This window comes from Pseudoalteromonas sp. H103 (assembly GCF_001469205.1).
In the GTDB taxonomy this organism is placed as follows: domain Bacteria; phylum Pseudomonadota; class Gammaproteobacteria; order Enterobacterales; family Alteromonadaceae; genus Pseudoalteromonas; species Pseudoalteromonas carrageenovora.
Genome location: NZ_LOFG01000001.1, coordinates 637,968 through 652,675, shown reverse-complemented (window position 1 = coordinate 652,675; position 14,708 = coordinate 637,968). Strand labels below are relative to the sequence as shown.

Sequence of the window (14,708 nt, the reverse complement as noted above, 5' to 3'; positions counted from 1 at the left end):
CATCAAAATCAAGGGCGTGTTAGCCATTAACATAGATAAGTATAGGTTAACCTGAACTGAAAGTTAGATTTTAACAAAACCGTATTTATACGCTGTGATTAGGCGTTTATTTGGGGTATCCTATCGACAATTTTTTATTAGTTTGCAAGAAGTCTGGAATCATAGATGCAAGAGCAATATAACCCGCAAGACATAGAGTCAAAAGTCCAAAGTTACTGGGAAGAAAACCAGGTATTTAAAGTCACCGAAGATGAGAGCAAAGAAAAGTATTACTGCCTTTCTATGTTCCCATACCCGAGTGGTCGACTGCATATGGGTCATGTACGTAACTACACCATTGGTGATGTTGTTTCTCGTTTCCAGCGCCTGCAAGGCAAAAACGTAATGCAACCTATGGGTTGGGATGCGTTTGGTTTACCTGCAGAAAACGCTGCTATTAAAAACAAAACAGCCCCTGCAAAGTGGACTTACGAAAATATTGATTACATGCGCAACCAACTTAAGCAATTAGGCTTTGGTTACGACTGGGATCGCGAAATTGCAACCTGTCACCCAGAGTATTACAAATGGGAGCAGTGGTTTTTCACTAAGCTTTACGAAAAAGGCCTAGTGTATAAAAAAATGTCTACGGTTAACTGGGACCCAGTTGATCAAACTGTACTAGCAAACGAGCAAGTAATTGACGGCCGTGGTTGGCGCTCAGGCGCTGTGGTTGAGCAAAAAGAAATCCCGCAGTGGTTTATTAAAATTACCGACTACGCTCAAGAGCTTTTAGACGATTTAGACAAATTAGAAGACTGGCCTGAGCAAGTTAAAACCATGCAGCGCAACTGGATTGGTCGCTCTGAAGGGTTAGACATTGAGTTTACACGTACCGATAACAATGAAAAGTTTAGCGTATACACTACGCGCCCAGATACATTTATGGGTGTAACTTACCTTGCTGTTGCCGGTGGCCATCCTATTGCACAAGAAGCCGCTAAAAATAGCGATGCAATTGCAATGTTTGTTGAAGAATGCAAAAACACCAAAGTAGCCGAAGCAGACATGGCAACAATGGAGAAAAAAGGCATTGCAACTGGCTTTTACGCAACTCACCCATTAACGGGCGAGCAAGTACCTATTTGGGTTGCTAACTTTGTATTAATGCATTACGGCTCTGGCGCGGTAATGGCAGTACCTGCACACGATCAGCGTGACTATGAGTTTGCAACTGCTTACGGCCTAGACATTAAACAAGTTATTGCACCAGTTGAAGGCTCTGAGCTTGAAGTAAACCTAAAAGAAGAAGCATTCACCGAAAAAGGTGTATTAGTTAATTCTGGAGAGTTTGACGGCCTTGATTTTGAAGGCGCGTTTAACGCTGTTGCCGACAAACTAGAAGCGCTAGGTGTTGGTGAGCGTAAAGTTAACTTCCGTCTACGTGATTGGGGCGTTAGCCGCCAGCGTTACTGGGGGTCACCAATCCCAATGCTTAGCGATGAAGATGGCCAAGAACTTGCTGCAACTGAAGATATGCTACCAGTTCGCTTACCAGAAGACGTGGTAATGAACGGTGTTACATCGCCAATTAAAGCAGACCCAGAGTGGGCTAAAACAACAGTAAATGGTGTACCTGCTACACACGAGACTGATACCTTCGATACCTTTATGGAATCGTCTTGGTATTACGCGCGTTACTGTAGCCCACGTTACGACGAAGGCATGTTAGACCCTGCTGCCGCAAACTACTGGTTACCTGTAAACCAATACATTGGTGGTATTGAGCACGCAATTTTACACTTATTATACTCACGCTTTTTCCATAAATTATTACGTGACTTTGGTTTAGTAGATTCAGACGAGCCGTTTGATCGCCTACTTTGTCAAGGAATGGTACTTGCCGAAACGTTTTATCGTAAAGATGAAAAAGGCGGCGATGTATGGATTTCGCCAAGCGATGTAAATACCGAAACCGACGATAAAGGCCGCGTAACTAAAGCATGGCATAAAGAAGACGGTGAGCCGGTATTCTCATCAGGCATGAGCAAAATGTCTAAGTCTAAAAACAACGGGATAGACCCACAACAAGTAATTGCCCAATACGGTGCAGATACAGTGCGTTTATTCATGATGTTTACAGCACCACCAGAGCAAACACTTGAATGGTCAGACTCAGGCGTAGAAGGCGCACACCGCTTCTTAAAACGTGTATGGAAATACGCAGTAGACGTTAAAACAGTTGGTTACCAGGCACTTGATAAATCGGCGCTTACTAACCCGCAAAAAGTACTTCGTCGTGAACTACATAAAGCCATTGCTAAAGTGAGCGATGATGTTGAGCGTCGTCAAACGTTTAACACCGCTATTGCTGCCATTATGGAACTGTCTAATAAGTTATTAAAAGCACCATTAAACGACACCCAAGATGTAGCGATTGCCAATGAAGCGCTTGAAGCATTAATTATTATGCTTGCACCAATTACGCCGCATTTATCGCATGAGCTTTGGAAAGAGCTTGGTAAAGAAGGTGAAATTTTAGATGCAGCATGGCCAAAAGTTGACGAGTCTGCCCTTGTTGAAGATGAAAAACTCATCATCGTACAAGTAAACGGTAAACTTCGCGCTAAACTAACTGTGCCAGCAGATGCAACGCAAGAGCAAGTAGAAGCACTAGCTTTTGCAGAAGCTAACGTAACTAAATTTACTGATGGCGCAACCATTCGTAAAATTATTTACGTACCAGGCAAACTTCTTAACGTGGTAGCTAACTAAATGGTTAGCTTTAACGCCATTAAAAACACATTAGTCTTAGTGCTAATGTGTTTTGTGTTATCTAGCTGTGGCTTTCATTTAAAGAAAGCCTCTAGCCTTCCTGATAACCTTAAAACGCTCACACTCAAAGGGGATGACGAAAAATCTACTTTATTTGCAGCTCTTAAAAATGAGTTAAAAGCGAGTAATGTTGAGCTAAAACCGTCAGCCAAAAATATTGCACAGCTCTACCTTCGTAAAGAAAGCATTGAACGTCAAACTCTGTCGTTGTTTCAAAACGGTCAGGTTGCTGAATACGAACTTGCTTATGGCGTAACATACATTGTTAAACGCCCGGGCGAAAAAGCCATTGAAAAACGCTTTGAGCTTTATCGTAATTACCAAGACGACCCTGATCACGCACTAGCTAAAGCAAAAGAACTTGAACTTCTTATTAGCGAAATTCGTGAACAAGCAAGCCGTCGTATTGTTAGAGAGCTGTCACAACTATAATGCGCTGTTACGCTAATCAGTTAACCAGTGAATTAAAAAAAGGCTTAAAACCCTTTTACTTAGTGTTTGGCGAAGAGCCCTTTCAAGAAGCGCAATGCGTACAACAAATTCGAGACGCTGCTAAAGCCCAAGGCTTTGATGAAGTAATTAAGTTTACTTTAATGCAAGGATTTGATTGGCAAGAAATTATAGCTCAATATCAAAGCATGTCTTTGTTTAGTGCACGCACTATTATTGAGCTTGATTTAAACCAACAAAAGCCTGGCGTAGTTGGCAGCAACACCTTCAAGAAAGTTATTGAGCTAATAAATCCCGACACACTATTAATTATCAAAGGTGCTAAAGCCAGCCAAGAAGTACAACGCGGTGCATGGTTTAAAGCCTTAGATAAACACGGTGTATTTGTACCTTGTTATCCGCTTGCTGGCAGTCATTTAAAACGCTGGTTAGATGATCAAGTTAATCGCCTGTCTCTTAATATGCAAAACGATGCAAAGATTAGTTTAATTAACGCTACTGAGGGCAATTTATTAGCGTGTTTTCAGGAGCTAGAAAAGCTTTCGCTGTTACACGGTAACGCTTTAATAACCCAGCAACTGGTAATGCAAGGCCTGCTTAATCAAGCCAAGTTTGATATTTTTGATTTAAGCGATGCTCTTTTAAATGGGCACGCTAAACAAGCGATTAAAGTACTTAATAAATTAGCCAGCGATAATACCGAAGTGGTGAGTATTTTATGGGCTATAAATAAAGAACTTAACACTTTAATGAGTGTGCAGCTTGGGCTATTAAATGGCGAACCTATTGCTAACTTATTTAAGCAAAAAGCAATTTGGAAAAACCAACAAGGCCCAGTACAAAACGCCATAAACCGATTAAACATCCAAACCCTTGAACATATCAGTAGCGAGCTTGCGTTGTTTGATTCAAGCTACAAGCAAGGTAATTTAATTGCGCCATACCAAGCGCTTGCTCATATTTGCATTAAATTTTGCCAGCCGCTTGATATTCCTATGCCTTGTCACGCATTAAATTAAGAAACTTAAAATGATTGCAATTTTTGGTGGCACCTTCGACCCCGTGCATTTAGGTCACATAAATATGGCCAAGCAATGTGTAAAAGCATTTAATTTAAATACCTTGTACTTTATGCCTTGTGCTTTGCCTGCGCATAAAACCGCGCCGGGTATTAGCACCGAGCACCGTATAAATATGCTCAGTGTGGCAATTGCTCCTTATTCATTTTTTCAACTTGATTTAAGAGAGCTAAATCGAAGCGGCCCATCGTATTCGTTATTAAGCTTGCAAGAAATAAGAGCTGAGCACCCAACTACACCAATCATATTTTTAATTGGTATGGACTCATTTAATAACCTTGATAAATGGTACGAATGGCAAGCCATAACACAGCTTTGCCATATTGTTGTTTACGAACGCCCAGAGCAAACGGTTAACCCTTCTGAGCATCTTAAAAACTATATGCAACACGCGCAAGTAAATAAGGCGCATGCACTTGAGCAAGCCCCAGCAGGTAAACTTTATTTTTTACCTGGGGATATGTTTGACGCTGCCTCAAGCGTGATTCGTGAGCAACTTAAAAAAACCAATAAAAAGAATGAACTATTACCTAACTCCGTCAGTCATTACATTGAGCAACACCAGCTCTATCAAAGTGATGATTAAAACCCCTTAGCGTGTTAAAATGCGCGCTATTAAATTTAATATTGAGACAAAACCTTGGATTCGAAACAACTTCTTGCCTTTGCACTAGATAAAATTGACGATATGAAAGCACGTGACATAGTTCATATTGACGTAAGCAAATCATCAGACATCACAGATTTTATGATTGTGTGTTCTGGTACTTCTAAACGTCACGTTTTATCAATTGCTGATCATTTAGCAAAAGAAGCTCGTCATGCAGATGCAGAGCCTCTAGGTTATGAAGGCCAAAGCGATGGTGAATGGGCGCTTGTTGATTTAGGTGATGTGGTTGTACACGTGATGCAAGACCAAGCACGTAGCTATTACGATCTAGAAAAACTGTGGGGCTAAACTCCACTATTTTTTAATTGAGCTTGGAAGTAATACGTGAAAATACAAATGATTGCTGTTGGTACAAAAATGCCAGCATGGGTAGAAACCGGATTTACAGAATACCAGCGCCGTTTTCCTAGAGATATGGCACTAGAACTGATAGAAATTCCGGCAGGCAAACGTGGTAAAAATGCTGATATAAAACGTATTTTACACATTGAGGGAGAAAAAACCTTAGCCGCTATTCCTAAAGGCAATCGGATTGTTACACTGGAAGTGACAGGTAAACCACTTGATACCCACCAGCTTGCAAAAAGTATGGAAAAATGGCAACTCGATGGCCGCGATGTAAGTTTACTTATTGGCGGACCAGAAGGACTTGCTCCAGAGTGCATTGCCGCCTCGGAGCAAAAATGGTCGTTATCTAATTTAACATTACCGCACCCTTTGGTGCGCATTATTGTTGCAGAAAGCCTCTATCGTGGCTGGAGCTTAAATAACAACCATCCTTATCATCGCGAGTAAACCTTGCCATGTTGAAACAAAGACCCACTATTCGCGACCACTCAGCAGAGGCAAATTTATTTGCACGGCGTGCATTTGTGGGTTTTGTATTTGTATTAGGTTTAGTGGCTATTTTGCTTTCAAACCTATACACCATTCAGGTAGAAGACCACCAAGATTACCAAACCCGCTCTAACGACAACCGCATTAAAGTAATTCCTATTGCCCCCAACCGTGGCCTTATTTACGATAGAAACGGTGTACTTCTGGCTGAAAACAAACCAGTGTATAACCTTGAGGTTATTCCTGAAGAGGTGGACGATTTAGCCAAGTCACTTGAGCAAGTTAGCAAAATAATTACTATTACTGATCAACAAAAAGAAGACTTTTTAAAAGACATAAAACACACTCGCCGTTTTAAATCACAAGTACTTAAAACCCGTTTAAACGAGTCTGATGTTGCTAAGTTTTCGGTTAATCAGCATAAATTTCCTGGCTTTAGTATTGAAGCCCGCCTAGCCCGTTATTACCCTTACGGCGATACACTCACCCATGCGCTAGGTTATGTAGCAAAACTAAACCGTAAAGAGCTTAATAAGCTTGAGCAAGAAGACCAAGCAACCAATTACCGTGCTACGCACGACATTGGTAAACTCGGTATAGAAAAATATTACGAACAACTTTTACATGGTCAAGTTGGCTCACAGCGTGTTGAGGTAAATAACCGTGGCCGTGTAATTCGCACCCTAAGTATGACCCCACCACAACCGGGTAGCGATATAGTACTTACCCTTGATATTGGCTTACAACAAATTGCTCAGCACTCTTTAAAAGATATGCGTGGTGCAATTGTGGTTATGGATGCAAAAGATGGCGGTGTACTGGCGCTGTACTCAAACCCAAGCTACGACCCTAATTTATTTGTACACGGTATTAGCAGCAAAGATTACAAAGCATTGCTTAATCCAGACCGCCCTTTAATCAACCGTACTACACAGGGGCGATATGCACCGGCCTCTACTGTAAAACCTCATATGGCTATACTCGCGCTTGAAGAAAACATAGTGACAGAGTCAACGTCGGTGTGGGATCCGGGCTTTTTTCAAATCCCTAATGTTGATCACAAATGGCGTGACTGGAAACGCTGGGGACACGGACATGTTGACGTATACAAAGCGATTGAAGAGTCGTGCGATACTTACTTTTACGATGCGGCCTATCGCCTAGGTATTACAAAAATTAGTAACTTTATGGCGCGTTTTGGCTTTGGGGATCTATCGGGAATAGATATACACGAAGAAACTACTGCAATACTGCCATCAAAAGAATGGAAAGAAGGCCGCTTTAAAGAATCGTGGTGGCGCGGGGATACAATTTCTGTAGGCATTGGACAAGGTTACTGGACAGCTACACCCATTCAAATAGCAAACGCGACCAATATTTTAGTTAATAAAGGCATAAACCATCCGCCACATTTAGCCCAAGTGGCTAAAAAAGAAGATCAAGTTACACAAATTAATGGCGAAGAAAAACCACCTGTTGTATTAAACAATCCAGAGCATTGGCGTATAGCGCTTGATGCTATGCACAATACCGTTAAAAAAGTAACAGGTACTGCGCACCGTGCATTTAAAGGCGCTAATTACGACCCTGCGGGTAAAACCGGTACGGCCCAAGTGGTCAGTATTGCCCAAGGTGAGCGTTATGATGCAAAATCACTAAAAGAGCGTCAACGAGATAACGCTATATACATTGGTTTTGCACCGTATAACGATCCTAAAATTGTCGTATCTATTGTGGTAGAAAACACCGGTGGTGGTAGTTCAGTAGGTGCCCCTATTGCGCGCCAATTAATGGACTATTATTTTGCAGCTAACCCTATTGAGCCTGCAGGGAAACAACAATAATGACTGCATTACACGATAAACGCTCTATTTGGATGCGAATGCACCTCGACTTGCCATTACTCATTGCTTTATTAGTTATGATGGCAGGCAGTATAACTATTGTTTACAGTGCCAGCGGCCAAGACACCGCAATGATGCTCCGCCACATGACTCGTATGGGCGGCGCAATAATTGGCATGGTAATACTTGCCCAGTTTTCACCTGCTACGCTCAAGCGTTTAGTTATTCCGCTTTATTGCGTAGGCTTACTTATGCTGGTTGGCGTGCTTTTATTTGGCGTAAGCTCCAAAGGTGCACAGCGCTGGTTAAATTTAGGGATCACCCGTTTTCAGCCATCAGAATTAATGAAGCTCGCGGTTCCTATGATGGTTGCTTGGTATATAGGCCGAAACCATTTACCACCTCGCCCACTGCATTTAATTATTGGCTTTGTAATTGTTATGTTGCCAACACTATTAATTAAAGAGCAACCCGATTTAGGAACCTCAATATTAATTGCAAGTTCTGGGGTTTTTGTATTGTTTTTATCGGGCTTGAGCTGGCGCTTAATTGGCTTTTTAAGTTCTATAGTTGGGCTCGCTGCCTGGCCATTTTGGCACTACGGTATGCACGATTATCAAAAACAGCGCGTACTAACCTTTTTAGACCCTGAGAGTGACCCGCTTGGCTCGGGGTATCATATCATTCAATCTAAAATAGCTATTGGTTCTGGTGGTGTAGAAGGCAAAGGCTGGTTGCAAGGAACGCAATCGCAGCTCGAGTTTTTACCAGAGCGCCATACCGATTTTATATTTTCGGTTTTAAGCGAAGAGTTTGGGTTATTTGGTGTATGTGTATTACTCAGCCTGTACTTATTTATTATTGGCCGAGGTTTATACATTGCTGTAAACGCACAAGATGCGTTTGGTAAGTTACTAGCAGGCGCCCTAACGCTCACATTTTTTGTCTATATTTTTGTAAATATAGGCATGGTGTCGGGCTTGCTGCCCGTTGTAGGTGTACCGCTTCCACTAATTAGTTATGGCGGCACATCAATGGTGACGTTAATGGCCGGATTTGGCATTATTATGTCGATTGCGACAGATAAAAGGATGCTTTTAAAATAATGCGACACTCAACTAAGCTTTTATTTATTACATCATTAATACTTCTTTTAAGTGCATGTAGTAGTGGCCCAAGTAGCCGCTATAGTATGCGCCATGACGCAGCACCGCTTAGAGCCCCTACAACTCTTGAAATGCAAGATGCGGTTGTGGTTGATGTTAAAAAAAGTGCCAGTGCGAGTCGCTCATACGAAGTGCTAGGTAAACGATATAGCCCAATGCTAGATGAAACAGGCTATAAAGAAGAAGGGATTGCATCGTGGTATGGCCGAAAGTTTCATGGCTATCACACTTCAAACGGCGAAACATACGACATGTTTGCCATGACTGCTGCTCATAAAACACTGCCACTACCGAGCTTTGTACGTGTAACAAACACTGCTAATGGTAAATCAGTTATAGTACGTGTTAATGACCGTGGACCATTTCATGATGATAGAATTATAGACTTATCTTACGCAGCCGCTTACAAACTCGGCTACTACAATCATGGTACAGCCAAGGTTAAGTTAGAGGCCGTTACGCTTGCAGGATCAGCCGCGCGTCAAACGTATATTCAAGTAGCAGCAGGAAGTACACTTGCTAATATAGAAGCGCTTGCCAGCACATTGCGTGCTCAATACAAATTACCAACAAATATCGTGCAGAAAGACGCTATTTACAGGTTGCATTTAGGGCCAATTAAAGACTCCCAACATGCTGACCAGGTATTAAAAAAATTAAAACAAAATCAATTTCAAAACGCGTTCTTGCTTTACACTCAGTAAGACCTTTAGAATGGCATAACGCGAATTTTTAACTTTAACCATTAATGAGTATGATGAAATCTATTAAACATAAAATCCTCAAAGGTGTATGCGGCTTAGTTTGTACAGCCGCCGTATTTTCAGCCAGCGCCCAAATTATTCCGGCACCACCTCAAATTAATGCAAAAGGTTATTTTTTAGTAGACTTTACAACAGGTAAAGTAATTGCTGAGGGTGAAGCAGATACACAACTTGCACCTGCAAGCTTAACTAAAATGATGACCAGTTATGTAATTGGCACCGAAATTAACGCAGGTAATATTGCACCTACCGATATGGTAACGGTAAGTGAAAAAGCATGGGCTAAAAACTTCCCTGAATCATCTAAAATGTTTATTGAAGTAGGTAAGCAAATTAGTGTTGATGAGCTTAACCACGGTATTATTATTCAATCAGGTAACGATGCGTGTGTAGCAATGGCTGAACATATTGCGGGTAGCGAAAGCGCCTTTGCTGATTTGATGAATGCCCACGCTGCTAAATTAGGTATGAGCAATAGCCACTTTATCAACAGCCACGGCCTTGATACTAACGAGCACTACACAACACCACGCGATATGGCAACGCTTGGCGCTGCACTTATTCGTGATGTACCAGACGAGTACGCACTTTATAAGCAAAAGTCATTCACTTACAACGGTATTAAACAGTACAACCGTAACTCATTATTATGGGACGAAAGCCTAGATGTAGACGGTATTAAAACGGGTCACACATCAGAGGCAGGCTATAGTTTAGTTACTTCTGCAACTAAAAACGATATGCGTTTAATCGCTGTTGTTATGGGCACATCAAGCGAACGTGCTCGTAAAGTTGAAAGCAAAAAACTACTTAACTATGGATTTCGCTTTTTTGAAACAATTACACCTTACAAAGCTGGCGATAGCTTTGCAGAGCAACGTATTTGGATGGGTAACAAAGAAAACGTATCGTTAGGTATTTTAGAAGATACCCCTATTACTATTCCACGTGGTCAGCATAAAAACCTAAAAGCTAACTTTGAGCTAGACAACACACTAGAAGCGCCACTAGCTAAAGGCACTAAAGTAGGCACTCTATTCTTACAACTAGAGGGTGAAGACATTGCACAATACCCACTAGTAACACTTGAAGAAGTGGAAGAAGGCAGCTTCTTTAGCAAAATTTACGACTACTTACGCTTACAAATTATGTAAACGTAAAAATAAACCCACAGTTGTTGGGTTGTTAAACAAAGCGCCTCTGTTATGAGGCGTTTTTTTTTGCTTGAAAAATGCTAGAATGCGCCCCATATATGCAACACTGCTAATTGCCTATCTGTATTAAGCTTCGAGCTTTGCATAGAGTCCACACTTTTGTATGAGGAGTCACCGTCGTGGTTCAACCTGTTAAAGATACTAAATTTGATGAGTACCTAGAGTACCCTTGCCCATTCACATTTAAAATTATGGGTTTAGCGAACGTTAATCTAACAGATCAAATTCTAACTAAATTACAACCTATTGCTCCGGGTGATTACGCACCAAAAGTAAAACCTAGCAGCAAAGGTAATTATGAGTCTGTTACGCTAGTGGCTACGGTTACAAGCGGTAAGCACATTGAAGAAATTTACAACGTGATCAGCAATATCGATGACGTACGTCACATGCTTTAAGCCATAGTTGAGATTTGTTGTGAACGAAAACACCTTAATAGTTCGCCAGCTTGGGCGTCAGCGTTATATGCCAATTTGGCAAAAAATGCAGGCTTATACCGATACCCGCGATGACAATTCGCCAGACGAAATTTGGCTTGTTGAACACGACAGTGTTTTTACCCAAGGCCAAGCCGGTAAAGACGAGCACTTACTCACCCCAGGCGATATTGAAGTGATTAAAGTTGATCGCGGCGGCCAAGTAACTTATCACGGCCCAGGCCAACAAATGATGTACGTATTATTTAATCTACGTCGTTTAAAAATTGGTGTACGTGAACTTGTTACCTGGCTTGAAGAGTGCATTATTGAATCTCTCGCTGAATACGGTATTGATGCATATGCAAAAGCCGACGCGCCTGGTGTTTACGTTAACGACAGCAAAATTGCATCATTAGGTTTAAGAGTTCGCCGTGGCTGCTCGTTTCATGGTTTAGCATTAAATGTTAACATGGACCTGAGCCCGTTTTTACGCATTAACCCATGTGGTTATGCCGGCATGAATATGGTGCAAACGAAAGAATTGAATGGTCCTCAAAACCTACAAAGCGCAGGTGAAGGACTAGTAAAACACATGATAAAGAAGCTTAATGCAACACAGGTTAAGCATACTGAAGGGTTTGAAAACGAATGAATAAACCAGTCAAAATGGAACCAGGTGTAAAACTACGCGACGCAGAAAAAATGGCGTTGATCCCCGTTAAAGTTTTACCAACAGAAAAAACTGAAATGTTGCGCAAGCCAGAGTGGCTTAAAATTCGCTTACCAAAATCAACAGAGCGTATCGACGGTATTAAACAAGCAATGCGTAAGCACGGCTTGCACTCAGTATGTGAAGAGGCGTCGTGCCCTAACCTATCAGAGTGTTTTAACCACGGTACAGCAACCTTTATGATTTTAGGTGCTATTTGTACTCGTCGTTGCCCGTTTTGTGATGTTGCCCATGGTCGTCCATTAAAACCTGATGCAGCAGAGCCTGAAAAGCTTGCACTAACAATTAAAGACATGAAGCTTAGCTACGTAGTAATTACCTCGGTTGACCGTGATGATTTACGTGATGGCGGCGCACAGCATTTTGCCGATTGTATTCGCGAAATTCGTAAGCACAACCCAACCATTACCATCGAAATTTTAGTGCCAGATTTCCGTGGTCGCATGGACCGTGCTCTTGAAATTTTAATTGAGACACCACCTGATGTGTTTAACCACAACTTAGAAACAGCGCCGCGTTTATACAAACTTGCACGCCCAGGCGCTGATTATAAATGGTCATTAGAATTACTTCGTCGCTTTAAAGAAGCACACCCAGAAGTAAAAACTAAATCTGGCTTAATGGTTGGTCTAGGTGAAGAAATTAGCGAAATAGAAGAAGTACTTCGTGATTTACGTGCGCATAACGTAGATATGCTTACTGTTGGCCAATACTTACAGCCTTCTAAGCATCACTTACCAGTTAAACGTTACGTGCCACCAGCAGAGTTTGACGGCTTAAAAGAGTATGCCGATGAAATTGGCTTTACTCATGCAGCCTCTGGCCCGTTTGTTCGTTCAAGTTACCATGCTGACCAACAAGCCGCTGGTAAAGAAGTAAAATAATTACTTTTAAATACGTATTAAAAAAGCCCTTATCAATTAAATGTTTAAGGGCTTTTTTGTGGGTATTCTTCATCCATTCTCTCGGTCACTTTGTTAAAACGCCTTTTTTAATAACAAAATCGGCAAATCGTACCTGTTCTTCCTCGGCGCGAAGGCTATCGGTTTCTGCTATTGAGCGATAAACTCCCCATTTAGGGCGAGCAAAGTCATCATTGCTAAAACCACGCCACATATCTATGTTTTGCTCGCTTATATTAAATAGCTCTTCGTTATCACTTAAGCGGGTGAGGGTCATATCAAACTTACCTTCTTCGCTAAAAGTAGCTTGAACAAATACCGCTACCCATTCATCAGTAATGAGTGACCAGTCGGTTTCTATAAGGTTTTTATCAAGCCCAGTGCTGTTACCGTTTTCGTCAAAGCCTGCGCTATATCTCACTTGCAGCTGATTACCTGTACTGTTTTTTTGTGCACCCGAGAGCGTAATAATAGGTTGGTCGTCGTTGCCATTAGTGTTGTCGTTGCTATCGTTACGAGCTTTTATTTGAAAAAAATGACTGAACTTACTGCTCAGCTCAAGCTCACTAGAGACTTTAAATTTCCAAGTGTATTGTACGGTTTCGCCTTTAAAGGCAAGTGTTGCCGCGGGTGATTTATCATAAGCTTTTATTTCGTTGCGCTGGCGGTCGGTTGCGCCTTTGTCTTTATCCTGGTCATCATCGCGATGCGCTAAAAACACAAAGTGATTACCAATTATTGAGTCGGTATCTTCAATAATATGTTCAACACCTTGATGATTGCCGCTATATATATCGGGTGATTCAATTGAACCTTCACTAAAAGCATTTTCTATTAATGTATAAGCACTTAGCCCTGTATTAGCGCCATCAGCGTTAAGCACTGTCTCTTCGCTTACTATAAAATCGTCAGGGCCTGCAGTACCTATAATTGTTATAGACACTGTGGCAGTAGTACCATCAGCTGATGTGACAATCACTTCATCAAGTAAGGTTTCGCCTTCGCTTAGTGCACTAACAGTGGCATAGTCAACATTGACTGTATATGACCAATTTCCGTCCTCTGTTAAACTAAAAGAACCATAAGCTGTGGCGTTATTGTTTTGCGCTTTAAATACTGCTTCATTGGTTTGTGCATCTGTTATAGATAGTTCACCTGTTATTGCAATTTCTCGACTGCTTTCAATACTTACAGCTGTTTGACCGCTAATTACCGCGGCGCTTTGCGCTACAACCGATGCATTTACAGGCTCACCTTTAGACCCTGAGCTGCCGCACCCTACAGCTAAAATACCCAAAGAACAAACAGAAAAAATTGTTAAAACACGCAAGCCAAACTTTGACATAAACAACCAGCCCAGGTTAATGGTAAGTAAATAAAGTAAAATATAACTTACCAATTATTTGTTTTAATAACTAGATATTTATTACCAATGCGGCTTTATACTTTTAGGCTTAACTACTTCATAAAAACAGCTTTAAATGAGAGGATAAAAATAAAATTAGGTTAAAGCTAAGTTACTTGAGATAATCATTACTGAACCCATTATTTAGGTTAAATATGAAATTATTAGTTCGTAACTTGTCTCGTGCTACTACCGAGCAAGAACTTCGTACGTTGTTTGCAGCTCACGGTAAAGTGACTACTTGTAACTTAGTACTTGATAAAGAGACTGGCCAGTCAAAAGGCTTTGCCTTTGTAGAAATGCCAAATGACATAGAAAGCAAAAGCGCTATTAAAGCACTTAATCAACTAAGCGTTGATAAAAGCAAAATCCGCGTAAAATACGCAGATGAGTAATTAGCTGCTTGCTATATAT

At 41.3% G+C, this 14,708-nt stretch carries 15 protein-coding genes; 14 read left to right on the top strand and 1 reads right to left on the bottom strand.

Going from position 1 to position 14,708, the window contains the following annotated elements; genetic code table 11:
• Positions 1-165: 165 nt before the first annotated feature.
• From leuS to lipA, 13 genes are all read left to right on the top strand, one after another.
• A complete protein-coding gene (gene leuS, locus ATS74_RS02950; protein ID WP_058547438.1) occupies positions 166-2,754 on the top strand; it encodes a leucine--tRNA ligase in 2,589 nt (862 codons plus the stop codon).
• Complete coding sequence (locus ATS74_RS02945; protein WP_058547437.1) at positions 2,755-3,246, top strand: LPS-assembly lipoprotein LptE; 492 nt, start codon at positions 2,755-2,757, stop codon at positions 3,244-3,246.
• On the top strand, positions 3,246-4,283 hold the full coding sequence (gene holA / locus ATS74_RS02940) for a DNA polymerase III subunit delta (RefSeq protein ID WP_058547436.1): 1,038 nt from the start codon (positions 3,246-3,248) through the stop codon (positions 4,281-4,283). Before ATS74_RS02945 ends, holA begins: the two co-directional genes overlap by 1 nt.
• Before the next feature lie 10 nt (positions 4,284-4,293).
• The gene (gene nadD / locus ATS74_RS02935) at positions 4,294-4,929 is read left to right on the top strand and encodes a nicotinate-nucleotide adenylyltransferase (RefSeq protein ID WP_058547435.1); all 636 of its coding nucleotides are present in this window, start codon (positions 4,294-4,296) and stop codon (positions 4,927-4,929) included.
• 54 nt (positions 4,930-4,983) lie between these two features.
• Positions 4,984-5,301: a ribosome silencing factor gene (gene rsfS / locus ATS74_RS02930; RefSeq protein WP_058547434.1), complete on the top strand. Its 318-nt coding sequence runs from the start codon at positions 4,984-4,986 to the stop codon at positions 5,299-5,301.
• Between the two features lie 36 nt (positions 5,302-5,337).
• Positions 5,338-5,808, top strand: a complete 471-nt coding sequence (rlmH, locus tag ATS74_RS02925; protein ID WP_058547433.1) for a 23S rRNA (pseudouridine(1915)-N(3))-methyltransferase RlmH — start codon at positions 5,338-5,340, stop codon at positions 5,806-5,808.
• 8 nt (positions 5,809-5,816) lie between these two features.
• On the top strand, positions 5,817-7,694 hold the full coding sequence (gene mrdA / locus ATS74_RS02920; RefSeq protein WP_058547432.1) for a penicillin-binding protein 2: 1,878 nt from the start codon (positions 5,817-5,819) through the stop codon (positions 7,692-7,694).
• Positions 7,694-8,800, top strand: coding sequence for a rod shape-determining protein RodA (rodA, locus tag ATS74_RS02915; RefSeq protein WP_058547431.1), 1,107 nt, complete (start codon positions 7,694-7,696; stop codon positions 8,798-8,800). Before mrdA ends, rodA begins: the two co-directional genes overlap by 1 nt.
• Positions 8,800-9,564, top strand: coding sequence for a septal ring lytic transglycosylase RlpA family protein (locus tag ATS74_RS02910; protein ID WP_058547430.1), 765 nt, complete (start codon positions 8,800-8,802; stop codon positions 9,562-9,564). Before rodA ends, ATS74_RS02910 begins: the two co-directional genes overlap by 1 nt.
• 53 nt (positions 9,565-9,617) lie before the next feature.
• Entirely contained in the window at positions 9,618-10,778 is a 1,161-nt protein-coding gene (locus tag ATS74_RS02905) for a serine hydrolase (protein WP_058547529.1), read from the top strand.
• 179 nt (positions 10,779-10,957) lie between these two features.
• Positions 10,958-11,236, top strand: a complete 279-nt coding sequence (ybeD, locus tag ATS74_RS02900) for a DUF493 family protein YbeD (protein ID WP_058547429.1) — start codon at positions 10,958-10,960, stop codon at positions 11,234-11,236.
• 19 nt (positions 11,237-11,255) lie between these two features.
• Entirely contained in the window at positions 11,256-11,909 is a 654-nt protein-coding gene (lipB, locus tag ATS74_RS02895) for a lipoyl(octanoyl) transferase LipB (protein ID WP_058547428.1), read from the top strand.
• Positions 11,906-12,871 (top strand): lipoyl synthase, encoded by a 966-nt coding sequence (gene lipA / locus ATS74_RS02890; RefSeq protein WP_058547427.1) that lies wholly within the window; start codon positions 11,906-11,908, stop codon positions 12,869-12,871. Before lipB ends, lipA begins: the two co-directional genes overlap by 4 nt.
• Before the next feature lie 85 nt (positions 12,872-12,956).
• On the opposite strand, the gene ATS74_RS02885 is transcribed toward lipA, so the two are convergent.
• A complete protein-coding gene (locus ATS74_RS02885; RefSeq protein ID WP_058547528.1) occupies positions 12,957-14,234 on the bottom strand; it encodes a VCBS domain-containing protein in 1,278 nt (425 codons plus the stop codon).
• A gap of 215 nt (positions 14,235-14,449) precedes the next feature.
• Between ATS74_RS02885 and ATS74_RS02880 the strand changes: the two genes are divergently transcribed.
• Positions 14,450-14,689, top strand: coding sequence for an RNA recognition motif domain-containing protein (locus ATS74_RS02880; RefSeq protein WP_058547426.1), 240 nt, complete (start codon positions 14,450-14,452; stop codon positions 14,687-14,689).
• The last annotated feature ends 19 nt before the right edge of the window (positions 14,690-14,708 follow it).